The 20,204-nt window shown below is 51.2% G+C and carries 20 protein-coding genes; 11 read left to right on the forward strand and 9 right to left on the reverse strand.

Annotated elements, in window-relative coordinates; genetic code table 11:
- Window positions 1-56: 56 nt before the first annotated feature.
- From mgtE to F5I99_RS11925, 8 genes are all read right to left on the reverse strand, one after another.
- Complete coding sequence (mgtE, locus tag F5I99_RS11890) at window positions 57-1,400, reverse strand: magnesium transporter (RefSeq protein WP_151056270.1); 1,344 nt, start codon at window positions 1,398-1,400, stop codon at window positions 57-59.
- 237 nt (window positions 1,401-1,637) lie between these two features.
- A complete protein-coding gene (locus F5I99_RS11895) occupies window positions 1,638-2,108 on the reverse strand; it encodes an OmpA family protein (protein ID WP_225307394.1) in 471 nt (156 codons plus the stop codon).
- Between the two features lie 25 nt (window positions 2,109-2,133).
- Window positions 2,134-3,369 carry a diguanylate cyclase domain-containing protein gene (locus tag F5I99_RS11900; RefSeq protein WP_151056274.1) on the reverse strand — a complete coding sequence of 412 codons (1,236 nt, stop codon included), beginning with the start codon at window positions 3,367-3,369 and terminating at the stop codon, window positions 2,134-2,136.
- Between the two features lie 10 nt (window positions 3,370-3,379).
- The gene (locus F5I99_RS11905) at window positions 3,380-3,913 is read right to left on the reverse strand and encodes a YfiR family protein (protein WP_151056276.1); all 534 of its coding nucleotides are present in this window, start codon (window positions 3,911-3,913) and stop codon (window positions 3,380-3,382) included.
- A gap of 228 nt (window positions 3,914-4,141) precedes the next feature.
- Window positions 4,142-5,203 (reverse strand): FAD:protein FMN transferase, encoded by a 1,062-nt coding sequence (locus tag F5I99_RS11910; protein WP_151056278.1) that lies wholly within the window; start codon window positions 5,201-5,203, stop codon window positions 4,142-4,144.
- A 42-nt stretch (window positions 5,204-5,245) separates the two neighbouring features.
- On the reverse strand, window positions 5,246-6,085 hold the full coding sequence (tcdA, locus tag F5I99_RS11915; RefSeq protein WP_151056280.1) for a tRNA cyclic N6-threonylcarbamoyladenosine(37) synthase TcdA: 840 nt from the start codon (window positions 6,083-6,085) through the stop codon (window positions 5,246-5,248).
- A complete protein-coding gene (gene hda / locus F5I99_RS11920; RefSeq protein ID WP_151056282.1) occupies window positions 6,079-6,786 on the reverse strand; it encodes a DnaA regulatory inactivator Hda in 708 nt (235 codons plus the stop codon). Before hda ends, tcdA begins: the two co-directional genes overlap by 7 nt.
- Before the next feature lie 3 nt (window positions 6,787-6,789).
- Window positions 6,790-7,542: a DUF2066 domain-containing protein gene (locus F5I99_RS11925; protein ID WP_191905843.1), complete on the reverse strand. Its 753-nt coding sequence runs from the start codon at window positions 7,540-7,542 to the stop codon at window positions 6,790-6,792.
- A gap of 150 nt (window positions 7,543-7,692) precedes the next feature.
- On the opposite strand from F5I99_RS11925, the gene purM reads away from it, so the two are divergent.
- From purM to F5I99_RS11965, 8 genes are all read left to right on the forward strand, one after another.
- Window positions 7,693-8,754 carry a phosphoribosylformylglycinamidine cyclo-ligase gene (gene purM / locus F5I99_RS11930; RefSeq protein ID WP_151056286.1) on the forward strand — a complete coding sequence of 354 codons (1,062 nt, stop codon included), beginning with the start codon at window positions 7,693-7,695 and terminating at the stop codon, window positions 8,752-8,754.
- Window positions 8,751-9,395 carry a phosphoribosylglycinamide formyltransferase gene (gene purN / locus F5I99_RS11935; RefSeq protein WP_151056288.1) on the forward strand — a complete coding sequence of 215 codons (645 nt, stop codon included), beginning with the start codon at window positions 8,751-8,753 and terminating at the stop codon, window positions 9,393-9,395. The genes purM and purN overlap by 4 nt, the downstream gene beginning before the upstream one ends.
- A gap of 14 nt (window positions 9,396-9,409) precedes the next feature.
- Window positions 9,410-10,105 carry a DUF3108 domain-containing protein gene (locus F5I99_RS11940; RefSeq protein WP_151056290.1) on the forward strand — a complete coding sequence of 232 codons (696 nt, stop codon included), beginning with the start codon at window positions 9,410-9,412 and terminating at the stop codon, window positions 10,103-10,105.
- Between the two features lies 1 nt (window position 10,106).
- Entirely contained in the window at window positions 10,107-10,385 is a 279-nt protein-coding gene (locus F5I99_RS11945) for a YfcL family protein (protein WP_151056292.1), read from the forward strand.
- Between the two features lie 67 nt (window positions 10,386-10,452).
- The gene (locus tag F5I99_RS11950; RefSeq protein ID WP_151056294.1) at window positions 10,453-10,824 is read left to right on the forward strand and encodes a response regulator transcription factor; all 372 of its coding nucleotides are present in this window, start codon (window positions 10,453-10,455) and stop codon (window positions 10,822-10,824) included.
- 4 nt (window positions 10,825-10,828) lie between these two features.
- On the forward strand, window positions 10,829-12,865 hold the full coding sequence (locus tag F5I99_RS11955; protein WP_151056296.1) for a 3'-5' exonuclease: 2,037 nt from the start codon (window positions 10,829-10,831) through the stop codon (window positions 12,863-12,865).
- A gap of 3 nt (window positions 12,866-12,868) precedes the next feature.
- Window positions 12,869-13,066 carry a hypothetical protein gene (locus tag F5I99_RS11960; RefSeq protein WP_151056298.1) on the forward strand — a complete coding sequence of 66 codons (198 nt, stop codon included), beginning with the start codon at window positions 12,869-12,871 and terminating at the stop codon, window positions 13,064-13,066.
- On the forward strand, window positions 13,056-15,827 hold the full coding sequence (locus F5I99_RS11965; protein ID WP_151056300.1) for an ATP-binding protein: 2,772 nt from the start codon (window positions 13,056-13,058) through the stop codon (window positions 15,825-15,827). The genes F5I99_RS11960 and F5I99_RS11965 overlap by 11 nt, the downstream gene beginning before the upstream one ends.
- 5 nt (window positions 15,828-15,832) lie before the next feature.
- On the opposite strand, the gene F5I99_RS11970 is transcribed toward F5I99_RS11965, so the two are convergent.
- Window positions 15,833-16,945, reverse strand: coding sequence for a DUF294 nucleotidyltransferase-like domain-containing protein (locus tag F5I99_RS11970; RefSeq protein WP_151056302.1), 1,113 nt, complete (start codon window positions 16,943-16,945; stop codon window positions 15,833-15,835).
- A 259-nt stretch (window positions 16,946-17,204) separates the two neighbouring features.
- Between F5I99_RS11970 and F5I99_RS11975 the strand changes: the two genes are divergently transcribed.
- Genes F5I99_RS11975 through F5I99_RS11985 form a run of 3 tightly spaced genes read left to right on the forward strand, consistent with a single transcriptional unit; the run spans window position 17,205 to window position 20,134 of the window.
- Window positions 17,205-18,716 (forward strand): peptidoglycan DD-metalloendopeptidase family protein, encoded by a 1,512-nt coding sequence (locus F5I99_RS11975; protein ID WP_151056304.1) that lies wholly within the window; start codon window positions 17,205-17,207, stop codon window positions 18,714-18,716.
- Between the two features lie 11 nt (window positions 18,717-18,727).
- The gene (locus F5I99_RS11980) at window positions 18,728-19,486 is read left to right on the forward strand and encodes a TSUP family transporter (RefSeq protein ID WP_151056306.1); all 759 of its coding nucleotides are present in this window, start codon (window positions 18,728-18,730) and stop codon (window positions 19,484-19,486) included.
- A gap of 33 nt (window positions 19,487-19,519) precedes the next feature.
- Complete coding sequence (locus F5I99_RS11985; RefSeq protein ID WP_151056308.1) at window positions 19,520-20,134, forward strand: hypothetical protein; 615 nt, start codon at window positions 19,520-19,522, stop codon at window positions 20,132-20,134.
- Window positions 20,135-20,204: the final 70 nt, after the last annotated feature.

Consider the following 20,204-nt stretch of genomic DNA (forward strand, 5'->3'; position numbering starts at 1 on the left):
CCGGATTTAAGCATTATCAAGCGCGCTATGGATGGCGCTAAACCCTAAGGGTACAACTACAAACCCAATATAGCCGTAGCTATACCAAAATACACCAGAATCCCCGCGGCATCGGCAATAGTTGCCACCAAAGGGGCGCTGGCTGTAGCTGGGTCCAGGCCTAATTTATGAAGTACAAATGGCAAACTCAGGCCTAACAGGCTACCCAGCATAACGACGGCAATCATGCTCAATGCGACAATCACGGCGATCTCCATTCCACCACGGAAATGACCGATAAAGGCAACGGCAAAGGCCATGGTCAAACCCAGTGCCAGAGCTACAAATATCTCTCTGGCAAACAATTTTGCCCAGTCAGACAGCTTTACATCTCCAGTTCCCAGCCCGCGGACCATCAGGGTTGAAGCCTGAGAGCCTGCGTTACCGGCACTACCAATCAATAGCGGCATAAAGAATACCAATACGGCATACTTGGCGATGGTGTCTTCATAGATGGCAATTCCGGCCGCAGTAAAAATATTGGCAAACACCAGTAACAACAGCCAGAAGATACGTTTGCGATACAGCATAAAAATGGTGGCATCTTTAAAACTACCTTCAAGCCCACCGACAGAGCCCCCTTTGAGGATATCTTCTGTGGCTTCGGCTTCAGCGACATCCATCGCATCATCATAAGTGACGATACCCACCAGGCGCTGCTGGCTATCAACCACCGGTAGAGCAAGCAAGTCGTAGCGGCTGATCATTTTGGCCGCAAGCTCCTGATCCTGATCCGGCGACATGGTGATCAGTTCGGACTCCATCAAATCACTGATCAGTGCTGTGGGTCGGCTGACAATCAACTCGCGTAATGAAATGGTGCCGACTAAACGATGCAGCTTATCCAGCACATAGATCTGGTAGATGGTTTCAGCATCCGGCGCGGTTTTACGTATTTTATCCAGCGCCTGCAACACCGTATCCGTAACCGGCACACTGGCATAATTACTGGTCATGATGGCACCGACGGTTTCATCCTCATAGGAAGCCATACGCCGGAGATCTTCACGCTCTTCCTGGGCCATCAGCTTGAGTACTGAGGTTTGCCGGTCTTCATCCATGATATTGAAAAGGTCGGCACGCTCATCGGAGTCCATGCAGTTCAATAGCTGCGCCAGGCCTTCGGCAGTCATCAGCTCAGATACCTGAAACTGAGTGTTTAACGGCAGGTAGCCAAAGACTTCGGCGCGTTCTTCTATATCCAGATGCGCCAACAGCTTCAGGCTGACGTCAACCTCTTCATGACGAAGAAATTCTGCCAGGTCGGCAGGCTGAAACTCGGCAACCAGCGATTCCAGGGCAATAACATCTTGCTTTTCCATTGCCTGGCGCAGGGAATCAGCGAGTTCTGCGTAGTTCATTGTCAGTCTCCAAAGCGGGCTCGACACCTGCCCGGAACTGACCCACTAAGTCTGATCAGTGGTTAAGATAGGACGTGCGTGGAGCGGGCAAGTAACGGTTCATTGATACTAAAACAACATCGACTTGGGTCCATGATGCTCCTCAAATTAGACCATAGAATTATGTATAATATATTGAAAAAAGGCGCATTTTGTCAATAAACGCCTTTTGTTAGCTTTATCATAGATCCTCTGGGGCTAATTGGCCACTATGATAGTCACACGTCGGTTTTCGCTACGCCCGCTAAAGGTATTGTTGTCGGCTATCGGCTTGGCATCTCCCATTCCTCGAACCAGGATATTCTCTCTGGGCATACCACTGCTGATCATAACTTCGGCAACGGCTGATGCACGCCGCTGTGACAGTTCAAGATTATAGGCTGGGTCACCAAATGTATCAGTATGACCTTCCAGAGTCAGACCACTGATACCCACTTCCAGAAAATCATGGATAATAGTGGCTATAGTCTGCTGACTAGCCGGCGCTATATCATCAGAATCAAATTTGAACAAAACTTTGGCTGCCAAGCCGAACTCCCAGCCTTCGTCAGAAAACTGGAATCCATGCTTTTGCAAAACAGCAACCTGCTCTGCATTCAATCCTCGTTCCTGGAACAACTGACACGCCGTTAATGTCAGCATACATACCAACAAAATCAATACCCTCACAACTCTACCCTCTTTAATATAGAAATTAACTAATGTGAAAATTTTTCTCATTCTTTTTTGCTGTGTACATGGCGTCATCGGCCGCTTGCATCAAAGCTTTTGGGGTTTCACCCTGCTGAGGAAAGGTGGCAACACCAATAGTAAGTGAAAACGAAACTCGTTCACCGCTTTCAAGAATAATCGGATGAGACATAGCGTCAACAATTTTACTGGCCATTCTCTCCAGATCCTGATCCTGCTGCAAAGGCTGTATTAATATGGCAAACTCATCACCGCCAAGACGTGCCAATTGATCCTGCTCTCGGATCAATGCACCAAGCCGCTTCGCAGTCGTAACCAAAACCTCGTCTCCAGCAGCATGCCCAAACGTATCGTTGATGGATTTAAACTGATAGCCATCGATATAGAGCAGCGCCAGTCGCCGCCCCTTTTCACGAGCAGAAATAACCTGCTGAGACAGTACCCGTTCAAAATAAGCTCGGTTAGATACACCCGTAAGCGAGTCATGATTGGCCTTATAGCTCAGGGATGTGTTCTCTTGTTGCAGGTGCCCTTCCCAGGTTTCTATCTCGTCCAGCAGTATATTCAAATCTTCAGCTAATTCCCGGATTTCATAAATAGAGCTGAGTGGTGCCCTGAGTTTAAAAGAACGCTCTCGCGCGATTTTTCTAGCAATACTGGCTAGTTCCTGGACAGACTTGCAGATGAAACTGTGTATACGTCCGCCTTCAATATTAGCGCCCAGTGTACTGATAATCAGACTGAAAAATACAGCCAGAACACCACACATCATAAAGATGAAAAAAACCGATCCATCCGTATAGATTTGCAGCTCACCAACCTGCTCACCATTATGACGAACAGGCACAATTCTGGGTTGGTCCAGTATGAGACCTAGTAGCTGCCGCTCGATTTGACCCCATTGAGTTTTACTCGAGGCATTCCATTCGTAGAGTGTCTTGCCATACTCATCAAACACAACCACTTCTGAAAGCTTCTCAGTTTCCAGAATCAGATTTATACCTTCACGAATTGCATCACTGTCCTTGAACACCACGGCGGCTTCAAGTGTATAAGACAAAACACGGCTAACCAGCTTTTGGTTGTGATCAGCTAAGTTCACCAGGGCAAACAAACCCAATACCGTCAAGATAGTGCCCGAGGTGATAATGCCCACCAGATTACTGCGAATTTGTGCCTTGTGCATCAACCCGCGCAATGTGACTACCTTACGGTAGTTGACGCTCGTGTTCTGACTCATCTGACCAGCCTCATTCTCTTCCAAGTTTCAGTACTTGCGGATGTATGCGAATACCACTACGCGCTACTGCATCCAGGTTGACTTGGAATGAACTTCCCTCTTCAACAAGGTTCAGACAAATCAGGCTGCCTCCATAACACTCAGGATCATGCTCGCTAATACTCAGTACAGGCTTACCGGTAATCTCAGATAGGAGGTTGTGTTGTTCTGAAGAAGTAAGCGCCCCAATATAAACAATGTCGCAACGCTCCACTTCCCCATAATCACTGTCCTGATAATGCTGCCAGGCATAAGAATTTCTGTTCACATCTTGATCAAATAGAGCTTGCATATACAGTGTTGATCCGACGATACAGGCTTTCGACGGAGCGATGTCATCGGGCCAACGAGAATAACTGACAATACCAGATACAATATAAGAAACCTGTTGTGCAGTTTGCTGCTCTCTATCGGCGTCAGTACTGGACGAATCAGCTGCCATCATTATGCCGGGCGCCAGGAAAGCAACTGATATGAAAGCAAAAAATATTAAAAAACGCCTCACGGAACACTGCTCCTAACGTTATCTCGCTCTAGCCAGTCAGTACTGTCTCGTGTTGGAACAGCACATTACCCGTTGATCAAACTCCACTTCCGGTAACTCTTGTGTTGCATACTAACAGCCCAACCATGAAACACAAAGCTGGCTTACTTAGTAAAAGGCAAGCCCGCAGCTCTGGGGAGGTTCGGCGTTTTCGAAATGCAGAACAATAGTTAAACTCAGTGAGTAATACTATTGCTCGCCATGCAACAATGCCTGAGCTTTCTCTTCCCCGAGATATTCAACCATCGCTGATGACAGGTGCGTGGTCCAGCCATCTGCATTTCGCTCCAGCATTAACACCCGCAGTTGCAGCGACTCAGCCAAGGGCATGCCCTCGGTTCCCAACACCATCATCGCAGTAGCCCAGGCATCCGCTTCGGCGTTTTCAGGGGTCAGCACCGTCACCGAAGCAACGCGGTGATTTATCGGCCAACCGGTGAGCGGATTGATGGTATGAGAAAAACGCTGCCCATCCACTTCAAAGTAATTACGGTAATCACCAGAAGTCGCTATCGACATATCCTTCACCGGGATAATATGATGCGCTACCTGCACCCCGCTATGGGGTAACTCTATACCAATGCGCCAGCTCTGGCCCGGCTCACGCTCGCCGGATGCTACCAGCTCGCCACCAATATTTACCAAAAAATGGCTCAGTCCCTGAGCAGTCAGATAACGTGCAACCTCATCGACACCAAAGCCCTTGGCAACCCCCGATAGATCGATAAAGAAATCCCGCTGCCGACGTGCCTGACTGGCTGAAGTATCTAACTCAAGACCCTGATAGCCAGCCGTAGCCAGTCGCGTTTGCAGTTGTTCGGGTTCAGGAATCTCATCCGGCCGCTGTTCCGGACCAAAGCTCCAAAGATTGACCAGATTCCCTACCGTCACATCAAATGCGCCACCACTTTGTGCGGAGATGGTCTGACTCAATGACAACACCTGCATCAACTCAGGTGACACCACCAGCCACTCGCCAACAGGATGCCCATTTAACTGCATTAATTCCGATTGCGGTTTCCAGGTCGACATTTGCAGATCAACATGCTCCAGCGTGTCCTCTATCCCCTGGCGTAACGCAGTCAGTTGTTCATCACTGACCGGATCGGCTATAGACACCACCCAGAAGGTACCGAAAATCCCACCCTCAAGATGCTTAACCTCGGGAGCTGTTTCAGTTTCAGTACAGCCAGCCAATACCAACAAACACAACAACACACCCGTCAGATACAGCGAACGCATTGGATTCATTAATCTGCCACCTTAGTTTTTAGGGAATTAGTCTTTATGGATTCAACCAGCCGCCTGCTGACGTACAAAGCGGGCTTCCATCTTCTTTAACAAACGCGCTACCGCCACAAACCCGAAGGTTGCCGTGACACAAGTGGCCGCACCAAATCCACCAGCACAATCCAGCCGCGTGGGGCCTCCCGCGTCTGGCTTGCGATGACAAACGCTGCCATCCGCCTGAGGATAACGCAATTGTTCAGTGGAGTAGACGCAGTCGATACCAAACTTGTCGGTTTTACTAAAACCGTGATGGCGCTTTAATACAGAGCGTAACTTGGCCGCCAGCGGGTCTTGAGAGGTTCGGGTCAGATCAGCCACACTGACCTGGGTCGGGTCAGTTTGCCCGCCAGCCCCGCCGATGGTGATCAGCGGGATTTTACGCCGTTTACACCAGGCAATCAGTGCCGCTTTGTCACGTACATTATCGATGGCATCCACCACATAATCGACATCATCCGGGATCAGCTCAGCAATATTAGCAGCTTGAATAAACGCCGCCTGAGTGTTTACCTGACAATAGGGATTAATATCCCGTAGGCGTGCGGCCATGACATCCACTTTCATCTGCCCGATACTGCTGGAAGTGGCATGCACTTGGCGGTTAATATTGCTGATGCAGATATCATCCAGATCGATCAGCGTAATCTGACCTATGGCGGTTCGGGCAAGCGCTTCAGCCACCCAGGAGCCCACACCACCAATCCCCACCACAACCACCTGTGCCTGACGATAGTACTCAGTCAATAATTCACCATAGAGACGCCGCGTGCCACCAAAACGCAGCTGATAATCACTATCAGCTGCAACTTGATCAGCATTGGATTGGGTTGCCTGAGTTACCATCCCATCACCTGTTTTACAAAGGGTACGGTAATACGGCGATGCGCACTCAAGGAGGCATGATCCAGTTGATCCAACACCTTGAGCAGATCGGTCAGATCACGTTTGCCATGATGCATAATATAGCGCAGCACTTCATCGCTGAGCTCAAAGCCACGACTGGATGCACGCGCTTTCAAGGTTTCAATTTTGGCCTCTTCATGCAATGGCTGTACCTGAAACACCATTCCCCAATGCAAGCGCGAGGTCAAATCGGGCAATTGTAACTGTAAGCCGGTGGGGGACTGTGTGGCCGCTGTCACTAGCGATACATTAGCAGCACGCAAGCGATTGAACAGATGAAAAACGGCTTCTTCCCAAACGCGCTTGCCAGCAATTTCCTGCAAATCGTCAAGACAAACCAGATCCATCTGCTCCAACCCCTCAAACAAAGAGGCATCGTAGTCAATCAATTCACTCAGGGGCAAATAAGCGGCGTGACGTCCCAGCGCATCAGCATGATGGCAACTACTCTGCAACAGATGTGAACACCCTTGCCCTGAGCTGCCCCAAAGGTATAGCATCTGCTCGCCCTGACCAGAGGCCGAGGCTTTGAGTGTTTCACACAGCAAGCCATTATCACCAATGATGAAATTCTCAAAGCGTGCCTCTTCTCGCAAAGAGATACCTAGTGGTAACTGAACAGGCGGTGTCAGATTAGACATAACTCAGTTCCAGAAAAATTCCAGCTGCCCGTCCGGCAGTTCGGTAAGTTGAGAGGTACTTAGCAGATCACGCTGCAAGGCAGAAACGGCACCGTCATAGTCAATGCTGACACGCAGCGTACCGGCATTGAAACTCACCGGTATGACCGCCTGAGAACCGAGGTGTTCCCTGAACAGATCCATCACCCGCAGATAATCACCCGCCTGATTTAAGCGGTACACGGTTACCAAGTAGCCGGGAGGCGTCATCTGTCCCGGCAGCGACAGTGGGGCTGCTATAGCATTCGGATCAATAGTGCTTATCTGAGGCAGGCTTGCCAACAACTCATCGACCTGTTCCTGCCAGTCGCCTTGTGTGGACAGTAACTGACGTTGTCCATCTTGCCAGACCACCCACTCGGTAAACGGCGTAGCACCACCGGCATCGACACGCCCCACCACCACAGCGTCAGCGGCATAACGTGTTGAGGCTGACAGCACCACTTCATCCGCACCGCGCCACAGCGCGTCTACGCTCAACGCCTGCTGATCAGCCAGGTCCATCAGCGGTGATAACACCGCCAAAGATGTCGGCGCCGATGCACGCAAGCCTTGAATCAGCGGATGACTGGCCGTTGCAAAATCACGCACACCAGCCCGCTCTTCAGCAAGCCAGACCAACATAGACTCGGCAGCAACCCCTTTCAGTGGCAACAACAACAGCAACATGGCCAGGGTTTGTTTCCATTTCAACCTGCTTGATTCGCTCTTTGTCATGGGCATTTGATTCCGATTGCTGATTTTTTAACCGATTTTCACAGAATTTGGTCCACAACTTTAACACACAATAGCCCAGTCACCATCAACCTGATAAACTTGCGAGCTGAATTTCTTCTTCTCATCCGTGATCTAAAGGTCGGATACACCATGTCTACAGATTCTGTAAAAACATCACTCAGTTACAAAGATGCCGGGGTTGATATCGATGCCGGAAACGCGCTGGTCGAGCGCATCAAAGGTGTGGCCAAACGCACTGCTCGCCCGGAAGTATTGGGTGGACTGGGTGGATTTGGTGCCCTGTGTGAAATTCCCGAAGGCTACCGAAAACCGGTGCTGGTTTCCGGCACTGACGGTGTAGGAACCAAACTACGCCTGGCCATGGAGCTGAACAAACACGACACTATCGGTATCGATCTGGTGGCCATGTGTGTAAACGATCTGGTGGTCGCAGGCGCTGAGCCACTGCTGTTTTTAGATTACTACGCCACCGGTCATCTGAATGTTGATATGGCCGCCGATGTGGTGACGGGTATTGGCAAGGGTTGTGAGCTGGCCGGTGCCGCGCTGGTCGGCGGTGAAACAGCTGAAATGCCGGGCATGTACGAAGGTGACGACTACGATCTGGCCGGTTTCTGCGTCGGGGTAGTGGAAAAAGATGAGATCATTGATGGATCCCTTGTACAAGCCGGTGATGCACTGTTAGCGCTGGCGTCTTCTGGCCCGCACTCCAACGGTTATTCACTGATTCGCAAGATTATCGAGTTCAGCCAGGCTGATCTACAACAGCCTATGGGTGATACCACGCTGGCGGCGGCTCTGATGGAGCCAACACGTATCTATGTGAAGCCGTTGCTGCAACTGATTAAAACCTTGCCGGTTCATGCGCTGTCTCACATCACTGGTGGTGGACTATTGGAAAATATTCCACGGGTTCTGCCGACCGATGCCAAAGCCGTACTGGATGCAGACAGCTGGACGCTTCCAGCCGTATTCGACTGGTTACAACAGGCTGGCAATGTGGACCTGCAAGAGATGTACCGCACCTTCAACTGTGGTGTAGGCATGGTCATTGCGGTTGCACAAACGGATAAAGCCCATGCACTTGAGCTGCTGAGCCAGTTGGGTGAAACGGCTTGGGAAATCGGTCACATCGAAACCGCCGCCGCAGGCGAAGCCCAGGTTGAAATGCGCTCCGGCAAAAGCGCATGAGCAAACGTATCGTTGCGCTGATCTCTGGCAGCGGTTCCAACCTGCAGGCGATCATGGACCAATGCAACCAAGGCATAATCAATGGAAAAGTGGTCGGCGTTATCAGTAATCGCGATGATGCCTTTGGCCTCAAACGTGCGGAAATGGCCGGTATTCCCGGCTATTTCATCAGCCATCGCGACTACACCAGCCGTGAAAGCTTTGATCAGGCGTTGATGCGCCAGATCGATGCCTGCGAGCCTGATCTGGTGGTGCTGGCGGGCTTTATGCGTATTTTAAGTCCGGAGTTTGTACGTCACTATGCCGGACGGCTGTTCAATATCCATCCGTCTTTGCTGCCACGCTATAAAGGACTTAACACTCACCAGCGGGTGCTCGAAGCTGGCGATCCTGAACACGGTTGCACAGTACATTTTGTGACCGAGGAACTGGACGGCGGACCTCTGGTCATACAGGCCAGAACAGCTGTATTGACCAGTGATGATTCAGCTTCGCTTCAGGGTCGTATGCATACGCTGGAGCATCAGATCTATCCGCTGGCCGTCAGTTGGTTCTGTGCTGAGCGACTCAAGCTGACAGAAGAGGGGGTATTGCTTGACGATACCCTACTTCCAGCTGCAGGCTTTCAACTGGAGTCTTAACGAGAGGATTGTGCATGTTGCGCAAAGGTTGCATTACATTATTTATACTACTGCTAAGCCTTCCGGCCTTGGCCGGCCAGGTTGAGTTAAAGCCCTACCGAGCGGTTTATGTCAATAAAGTAGATGCAACCATCTCCATCAGCGGTGAAGCGATTCGCGAGCTAAAACAACTGGAGGATGGTACCTGGGAACTCTCTGTTGAAGCCTCCGCGATGATGGCCAATATTCGCGAAGCTACGCGTGTCACCCAGCGGGACAATCAACTACTGCCGCTGCGTTATGACTATCATCGCCGTATCCTGACGCGCAATCGAACCGCTCAATTACGCTTTGACTGGGATGCCGGCCATGTCACTACCGATATCGATGACAAACCCTGGCGCATGGCGATAGAACCGGGCATACACGACAAGCTTAGCTACCAGTTGCAGATGCCAGCCGATATTGCCGACGGCAAAACCTCTCTCAGTTATCAGGTCGCCGATGGTGGCCGCCTGCAAACCTATCGATTCAATGTGACCGGAGAAGATCGGGTCGACACTCCAGCGGGTCAGTTCAATGCCATCCGTGTTGAACGCGACAGAGGCGAAGACTCCGATCGCGAAACCCTGATCTGGTTTGCACCAGAACTGGACTACCTGGTCGTCCGCCTGGAACAGGTTGAACCTAACGGTAACCGCTTTACCCTGCTACTAAAACAAGCCCAGTAATATGACCGACATTACCCTGCAAGCCGATACGGCTTATGAGAAATTGATACGCCTGGAAGCCAGCGCAGACACCAGCAGCGATGAGCTGTTCTGCTGCGCGTATTTGCTGGGACACTTAAGCCTGATCAACGGTCAGGAGTTTATAGATAGCGCAAGTCTTGACCAGTTGATGCATGACAGTCTGCAACAGGCGTTTACCATTGACCGCCTCTCGGATCAGGACAAGACCGCCATAGTGGCTCTTTGGGATAGTTTGTCTTTATCATCTGATCGGGATTAATCCTGAGCCGACCTTTCAACTTAGTATCATCCGCACTAGACTTAATAAAAAAGAATAAGGAGTGCATATGACCAAAGTACTGGTAGTGGATGATGAGCCAAACATCCTGTTATCACTCGAATTTTTGATGGAGCAAGCGGGATTTTCTGTATCAACGGCTGAAGACGGTGAAACCGCGCTGGAGCAGATCAATCAACTCGAGCCCGACCTGGTCTTGCTGGACATCAGTTTGCCGGGTATCAGCGGATTTGATGTGCTTGAAGCGTTGCGCAAGGACAGTCGCTTTACCCGGCTACCGGTGATTATGCTGACAGCCCACGGACGAGAGGTGGAACGTGAAAAAGGTATGGCACTGGGTGCCGATGACTACATCACTAAACCTTTCTCAACCCAGTCACTCGTTGAAAAAGTCCGGACACTGCTTCAGGAAGCGGGCTGAGACTATGCCAAAACGTCAGTTTCTTCTGGGTATCTGGATGCTGGCAACAGGCCTGGTTTCCTTTACGGCCATCGTCCTCGGTGCACTGCTGGATAGCCAGATCAGCGCTGATCCGTCCAGTCGTATTCTGCTATGGATCACGGCACTACTAACTCCGGCAGCAATGCTGTTTATCGGCTTCTGGCTGGAGCGTAAGCTTTTCTCCCCATTGCGACATCTTCAGATTCAATTTGCCCGGCTTGCAGCCAATCCAGATGCCAGAGATGACTTTAACCCGGAAGGCTGGCTTAGCGGTCTAAGCAGTGACTTTTCGCGCTTGCGTGAGGGTTGGCGCAATGACCGGGAGCTACTCAGCTCTGCCTGGGAAGAAGGCGCCCGTGATGCGGCGCGGATACGCCATGAACTTGAAGCTGTTCTGGCCGTACTGGAAACACCTCTGTTACTGTGCGACAAACACCAGCGTGTTCTCATGCTGAATCCCGCCGCTAAAGCCTTTTTTAGTAATCATCCGGCATTAGGTCTGGGGCGCAATCTGCAGCAATTGCTGCCGTTACCCAACCTTACTGAAGCCCTGAAAAAGCTCCCTACCGACGACAGCCCCCGGCAACTGTTACTCCATCATGAAGGACGCTGGCTGCGTTGCGACCTGCGCCGCGTTCGCGCCAACCAGGGCGAAGCCTTACTGACCTTAACAGACACCACCGATACGCATGAAAGCCATCAGCGCTGGCGACAGCCACTGGCACAGTTATTACCGGAACTTCGAGGCCATACAGCCAGCCTGACCACGACGGCTGAAGCGCTGAGTGGATCAACAGCAGACAGCGACATTCACCTCCGGCTTGAAAACGCCATGCATGAAGAAAGTCGCATTCTGGGCGAACTGATCGAACAGTTATCTCGCGTTCTCGAATCGCTGCAACTGGATCAGACCTGCCTATCTGATACCTGGTCGGTTGACTTGACCAGTGCCATGACCGAGCTCTGGGAAGATAAAACCATCACCATTACCCCCATCGGTATCCCCGCCTGGTTTCGGGCTGACAGCCCAACGCTACTGGCTATGCTGGAGGCGCTGTTACCCACGCTAAGCAACACGATCAACAACAAAGCCTTTGATATAGAGTTCTGTTTAGGTAACAAGCGCGTTTATCTGGACCTGATCTGGGAAGGTCAACCGGTGTCCCAGAGCACTCTGGAAACCTGGCGCGCCCTACCCCTGACCGAGCAGCCCCTGGCCCCGCGCATCGGTGACGTGTTAAGTCAGCACAATTCTGACTGGTGGTGCCTGCCAGATCATGATCGCGAACATGCGCGCTTGCGCATCCCACTACCCGCAACTGACCGTTATGCCGAACCTGATCGAAAAACCGAACCCCGGCCGGAGTTTCATGACTTCAGTATTGCCGAACTACCGCCCCCTGACAGTGAACTGGGCAACTGCCTGTTGAAACAACTGGAAATGGCTGTTTTTGACACCGAAACCACCGGACTAAAACTACGTGAGGGTGATACCGTTGTCAGCATAGGTGCCTGCCGTATCATCAATGGTCGCTTGCAGGCCAATGAGCAGTTTGATCAACGGGTCAACCCCGGCATACCAATCCCGGCTGAAAGTACGCGTATCCATGGACTCAGTGATGCGGATGTACGTGATGCACCACCCCTCGCAGTGGTGCTACCGCGGTTTCACAATTATGTCGGACAGGCGGTTCTGGTGGCCCATAATGCCGCGTTTGACCTGCTGGCCATTAACCTGCCGGGACAGGAAGCTGGCATCCACTTCGATATGCCAGTGCTGGATACATTGTTATTGTCGCGTGCCATTGACCCCAGCCTGGAGCAGCATGGACTGGATGCGCTGTCGGAGCGTTTTCAGATTACCTTTCCGGTGGGCACACGCCATACCGCCTTGGGTGATGCACGTGTCACGGCCGAATTAATGCTCAACCTGATTCCGCGACTGGAAGCGCGTGGTATTCACACACTGCAGCAAGCTCTAGCACTCCAGGCCACCGCTGAAACAGTCAGGGTGGGCTAGCTGATGCAGAGCAAGTCACTCATCAGCCGCCTGGTATCCCTCACTCTGCTGGGAATACTATTTTTCTCCCCACCTTTACTGCTGCTGTTTGATACGCCTGCCAGTAACGGCTTGTCCTGGTTACCCGTATGGCTATTCAGTGGCTGGCTGGCACTGATTCTTCTAACCGCCTGGGTGATGGAACGCAGTGATGAAGAATGAAGCCCTCGTTCTACTGGTGGCTTTCAGTTACCTGGCACTGCTGTTTCTGATCGCCGCCTGGGGAGACAGGCGTGCCGAGCAGGGACGTTCACTGATCGGCTCTCCCACTGTTTATGCCTTATCCATTGCCGTGTACTGCACCGCCTGGACCTTTTACGGTAGCGTCGGTCGTGCGGCCGAAGCCGGGCCTAGTTTCCTGTTAATCTATCTGGGACCCACACTGGCCATGCTGGCTGGCTGGATGCTGATTCGCAAAATGGTGAGGATTGCCAGAGCGCAACGCCTGACCTCGATTGCTGACTTTATTAGTGCCCGCTTTGGCAAGAGTGAAATGATCGGTGCACTGGTTGCCGGAATCGCGGTGATCGGCATCATCCCCTATATTGCCTTGCAGTTAAAAGCAATTACGATCAGCTTCGATGTGCTTACGGGGCACTCTGCTGTGGGACCGCAACGTGGCGCTGATATCTCATTCCTGCTAGACCAGTCGTTTTGGATCTCTATCGTGCTGGCGATCTTTATCATCCTGTTCGGCACTCGTCAGCTAGATGCCAGCGAGCGCCATGAAGGGATGGTTACGGCAATTGCCTTTGAATCCCTGGTAAAGCTACTAGCCTTTATGGCTGTCGGCATCTTTGTGGTTTTTGCACTCTATTCCGGTCCCACTGATCTGTTCACCCAGGCTGCTAATCATCCAGATATAGCCAATACTTTATTAGGACTTGCCAGTGTACCCGGCGGCGCAGCTGGCTGGGTTGGACTACTGCTACTGGCTACGCTTGCTTTTGTGACTCTGCCCAGACAGTTTCAGGTACTGGTGGTTGAAAATGTTGATGAGCGGCACATCAAACGGGCGGCCTGGGTATTTCCACTCTACCTTTTAGCCATTAATCTGTTTGTCATTCCGGTGGCATTGGCCGGGTTAATGCTCGGAGATTCCGCTGGGGCTCCGGATAGTTTTGTGCTTACCCTACCCTTGTCAGCCGGGCTGAATTATCTACCGCTATTGGTCTTTGTTGGCGGTCTTTCAGCCGCGACCAGCATGGTGATTGTTGAAACCATTGCACTCTCGACCATGGTCAGTAATCAGTTAGTGATGCCGATATTGTTACGCTGGAGGCGCCTGCATCTGGATCAGAGTAACGATCTCAGCGGCTGGTTATTGGGCATTCGCCGTATTGCGATTATTCTGATTTTACTGCTGGGCTATCTGTATGTTGCCCTGATTGGAGATTCCTATTCACTGGTAACCATCGGCCTGGTTTCATTTGCTGCAGCAGCTCAGTTCGCTCCAGCCTTGCTACTGGGACTTTTCTGGCGCGGCGCTACCCGGGCAGGTGCCGCCGCAGGCCTGATCGGCGGCTTTGCTGTTTGGTGCCATACGCTGCTGATACCTGGTTTTGCTCAGTCCGGGTGGCTGTCAGTGTCGTTGCTGACCGATGGGCCCTGGGGTATTGAGTGGTTGCGACCCTATCAGCTTTTTGGCCTGACCGGGTTGGATATTCACACCCATGCACTGTTCTGGAGTATGCTGGTCAACGTCGGACTCATCTTGCTGGTCTCGCAGTTTAGCCGCCAATCCAGCCTGGAACAGACCCAGGCGGCACTGTTTACTCAGGCACTGAGCCAGGACAGTTTGCAAACCCATCTTTGGCAAGGACACACCAGTCGCGGCGAACTGCGCCAATTGGTTTATCGTTATCTCGGACCGGTGGCAACTGAGCGTCTATCCAGCTCGTTCAGCAACCAAGAGGATCCGGCAAGTGACGACAGCCCGGCTCCACCGGACATGATCAGTCAGGCTGAAAAACAGCTTGCCGGAGCACTGGGCAGCTCATCTGCCAGGGTATTAATTAACTCGGTAGTCAAGGGTGAAGCTCTGGACTTAGAGGCCGTACTGAGTATTCTGGATACGACTTCGCAAACGTTGGAATACAATCGTCGCCTGGAACAGAAATCCACCGAACTGGCACGGATTGGCAATGAACTGCGCGCCGCCAATGACCGTTTGCGCGAACTGGACAAGCTCAAGGATGAATTTGTCGCCATGGTCAGTCATGAGTTACGTACCCCACTGACGTCGATACGCGCCTTTGCCGAAATTCTTAAAAACACCCCGGATCTGCCCGCGAAAAAACAGCAACACTTCCTGGATGTCGTTGTGCGTGAAAGTGAACGCCTGTCACGCCTGATTGAAGAAATTCTCGACCTGGCCAGACTCGAATCCGGGCGCATGACCCTGAAACCCCAGGCTGTTGACCTGGTCGCGGCCTTACACCAGTCCGTGGAAGCCGTAACCCGGCTCTATGAAGAGCGCAGCGTCGACCTGGAACTGCAGATTGCAACCGAAACAGCCTGGGTCAGTGCTGATGTCGACCGCTTGCAACAGGTACTGATCAATCTGCTCGATAATGCACGCAAATTTGCAGCTGAAGATCAGGCCAGAGTGATCGTCAAACTTTACACGGATCAGGACAACTATCGACTGAGTGTTGAAGATAATGGCGAGGGCATCCCGGAAAATCAACGCGATCAGGTGTTTGAAAAATTTCATCAGGTGGAACGTGGTAATACCGAACAACCCCGTGGTCGACCGCGCGGCACAGGCCTGGGCCTGCCCATCTGCCGGGGTATACTGATTCATCTTGGCGGCAAGCTCTGGGTGGATCCGCCGCAAACCTTAGGTGGGGCAGTACTGGTGATGGAGCTGCCGAGATACAGCCAACCCGCTGGCACGGAAGACAAAATCAAAGCAGGTTGAACGATTCAACTGGCTGCCAGTTTTTGTAATTCCCGGATCTGCATAAGTGCCATTTTAAGCTGCTGGCGACGATGCGGGGCCAGTTTGCTTTTATCCACCCAACCATCCGGCTTACGGCCCAACGATACGGCTTCCATCTGTGCCTCTAGCAATAATGACAGCAAATATTCCAGCGCATCATTCAACGCCACAGCACGATCAGCCGACAGGTACCCAGCCTGGCTCAACATCGCAAGCCGCCCTTTACAATCAACTGCAGCCAGTCCTTTTCGCAAAGCCATCAGTCGCAAGGCCGCTTGCATGGGTAGCAAGCCCTGGCGTTTGAGGTTAATGGCTTGCTGATGTGGTGCATCCTGACCATCGCTGCTCAAACGATCTAACCTGTCCAATGCTACGGTAGTCTCCTTCTGCAACTCATTCATTTCATCCAGGAACAAGCCTGCTCCAGGCATCAACTCCAGCAGGGCTTGCCTGAATTTTTCGGCCAGCGCGAACTGACCATACACAGGTTGAAAATCCAGCAGAATATTGGATAACTGCACCAGTTTAACCGTGCGACGGCGACTCCAGAGATGCATCTGTTCACACCACTCATCCAGTGATTTACGCCACAAAGGCCAACGCGCCATCACATGTCCCCGACACAGCGGAATTCCGGCGACATCCAGCTTATCGGTAAAACGCTCACCAAGCGCTTGAAACCAGGTGTCTATTTCGTTATGCCGGGTTTCTGGGTAGTTCTCAATAATCATCGCATTATCCTGGTCTGGACTCAGCAGACTTTCATGACGTGCGCCCGACCCCAATGTCAGCACGCAATAATCGCAAGGCGGCACTCCCCACCCCTGCTGTTGCATCTCAGACAGAGACTCACGCAGGGTATAGCGATAAATCCAATCATTGTGATCACTAATGACCTGGCTGATCCGCCAGGCCGGCAGATCCAGTTGCTGCAAGGCTCGAACCAGCGTCGGTTGCCAGGCTTTCATTTCAGCCATGGACGTCTGCTCATTCACACACGCAAAGGCTTGTTTCAGTGAATCCAGACACTCGGGCCAGGCGTTTGTATTCGGTAGCCCCTCATGACTGAATAGAATTCGCCAGTTCGTCTGTGCCATATTATGCCTCTGAACACACCTTGCCGATTATTAATGCCACCTGCATTTAACAACTATATTAGATAGGTATAGACCTTTCAGGTGTATATGTCTGCTGCTGCACTCTGCAATATTTGCTGATCTGGCGCAATAAATGCTCTCTAATCGGGCAGATAGGGATAAACAAGGTCAATTTGACATTGCATTAGCACCGTTGATCGCGTGATAATGGCCTGCTATTATAATATTTACGTATAATTGATAATATTCAGGGTATAGGATGCAACTGAGAAACACAGCCAAGTCAGCTCTCAGAATACAAGGTATTCCAATTAAGCACCTCGTCGCACTGTTTTTGGCGCTGCTAGTTATTCTGGCTGCAGCCCTATGGCCTGGGACAGATACAAATAACGCCATAACCGAACGACAAACTCTGGTTGTTAGCCCAATACAAGATACCCCCATCACTCCGCAGATTCGTTACCGCACCACAACTCCTGCAGAATCAACTAATGCGAACAACACCAGAAACTCAACCATCACCACAGCTGATAGTGTTGAACTGACGCGCTCAGAACCGCAAATGCTGCTCGAAAGTGAAGAGCCACAGCGACTCACTGATACTATTCAGCCTGATACAACCGCAACCACTGAACAACAAGCAGTAACAGAACCCACTGAACTCGAAGTGAAAATTGCCATAGATCAAGGTGACACACTGAGCACCATCTTCGATCAGGTGGAAATTGGCCAGACAACCATGTACCAGATTCTTTCTGCCGATGAGCAACTACTGGCACTGGATATCCTTCGTCCGGGCAATATTCTGACCTTCCGCAAGCATCCTGAAACACTGGAGCTGGATGAGATGGAGTTGTACATTCATCCGGGTAACCAGATTATTTACCGCCGAGTTGATGCCGATAATTTTGAGTATGAAGAAGTCATCAACCAGGGCATCTGGGAACAGGAAATAGTAGCTGGCGAAATCTATGGCAGCTTTTATGTCTCCGCAATCAGAGCGGGCTTAAGTAAAGCCGAGATTCATGAAATCAATAAACTCCTGGGTGAACAAATTGATTTCAACCGTCAGATTCAAGCAGGTGATCGCTTTCAGATAGTGCGTAATAGCCAATATGTTGATGATGAATTCACTGGGCAGACATCCATTGAAGGTATACGTCTGCAACAGCGCCGAAACTCTTATACTGCCTTTTTGTTTGAAGATGGAAACTACTACGACAGCAATGGCGAAAGTCTGACACGCGCATTTCGTCGCAACCCACATAATCAGAATTTCCGAGTCAGTTCCAACTTCAATCCGCGCCGCTTACATCCCGTTACTGGCCGTGTTTCCCCCCATAACGGTACTGACTTCGCCATGCCAACCGGCACACCAATCGTTAGTATTGGGGATGGCGTGGTAACCCGTGTTGAAAACCACCCGTTTGCCGGACGCTATGTCGAAATCCAGCATGGCAGCACCTATAAAACTCGTTACCTACACATGCACCGTATCGATGTAAATCGTGGTGATTCTATCCAGCGCGGTCAGCGAATTGGCCTGTCGGGTTCAACTGGTCGCGTTACCGGCCCGCATTTGCATTATGAACTACACATCAATGGCCGCCCTGTAAACCCCATGACAGCCAACCTGCCTATGGCCACTTCTGTACCTCAAGAACAACTCGCCGACTTCAACAAGCGGGTTGATGAACTGGTGGCCATCATGGAAGTTGCACATGAAGAGCAGTTTGCCATGCGCCGGGATGAAAGCCAGCCTGGAACCTAAAACCACTCGTTATGGAGCTTGAGCTCACAACCCTGCTGCTACTGATGTTGGCAGCCTTAGCGGCTGGCTTTATTGATGCTATCGCTGGCGGCGGTGGTCTGATCACTGTGCCAGCATTACTAGCCACGGGCATGCCTCCCGCTATGGCACTGGCTACCAATAAACTGCAAAGCTGTTTTGGCTCGTTTACAGCCACTCTATATTTCTGGCGTCAAGGATTAATCAAGTTAAACACCCTGTGGCCACATATCCTCTGCACATTTTGTGGCAGCGCTATAGGCACACTGCTGATTCAGCGCATGGACTCCGGTTTCCTGAGTAAATTACTTCCCTTTCTGCTAATCGGCTTTTCGATCTATTTTTTACTCTCACCGCGTATCAGTAATGATGACAGCCAACAACGCCTTCCACCCTTGGCCTTTGCTTTCTTGATCGGCACCAGTGTCGGCTTTTATGACGGTTTCTTTGGTCCGGGAACCGGTTCGTTTTTTGCCATAGCCTTTGTTGCTCTGGCTGGCTACGGCTTGGCCAAAGCTACTGCCCACACTAAACTACTCAATTTCACCTCCAACTTCGCTTCTTTGTTGTTTTTTGCCCTGGGAGGCCACGTGCTCTGGTCAGTTGGACTGGCTATGGCGGCTGGACAATACTTGGGGGCGCGGGTCGGATCACGCCTGGTCGTCAGTCATGGCACCAAACTCATCCGTCCACTACTGGTCGGTATTTCATTGGTGATCAGCCTGCGACTGATCTGGCAACACTACTTCTGACGCTCAAGCACAAACTCTTTGGAGAACAGCAGCATGACTTACTTACAACGCCTTATCCTCTTACTGGTTTTAATCGGCTTATTAAGTGGCAGCGCAGCAGCTCAAACCGGTGAGTTTCACATCCTGGCGACGCCCGATGTACTTAACTCAGCTGAAGGCGGTGAAATACTGAAAGTCTATATACCATCGGGTTGGCAAACGGTACATAAGGAGTGGCTGAATGATCGGGGCGTAGAAGAGGTGGTCCCGGCTGACCAAACGATTATAAACTGGCAGGAAATGCTCGCCATTCAGGTGATGGACAAAGTAACTACTTCTCCTGAAAACTACCTCAGCCAGCTCCGTGAAGCACTCCAAAGTAGCTGTGATTTCAGCCATTTCAGAATTCTGTCCGGAAGCCACTCTGCTAAATACGCAGAGGCTATCCAGATCAGTTGGTGTGGCCAGGTTGTTGATGCCGAATGGGGAGAGATAGTATTAACTCGTACTATTTCAGGGGAGAATACCCTTTACAGCCTGAATAAGTCCTGGCGCACCATCCCCTTTCGTTCCGTGGAAGCGATCGGTTTACCCGATGAAGAAATTCAATACTGGTCCGATCTGCTTAAACGCAGCGAACTATGCGACATGCGCCTGAATGCCTGCTGACCCTGGCATCATTAATGACAGCAATCTTCTGGTTAGCTGACAAAAGCTGTTAGAATACTGACTTAACTAC

The organism is Nitrincola iocasae, from assembly GCF_008727795.1.
GTDB lineage: Bacteria > Pseudomonadota > Gammaproteobacteria > Pseudomonadales > Balneatricaceae > Nitrincola > Nitrincola iocasae.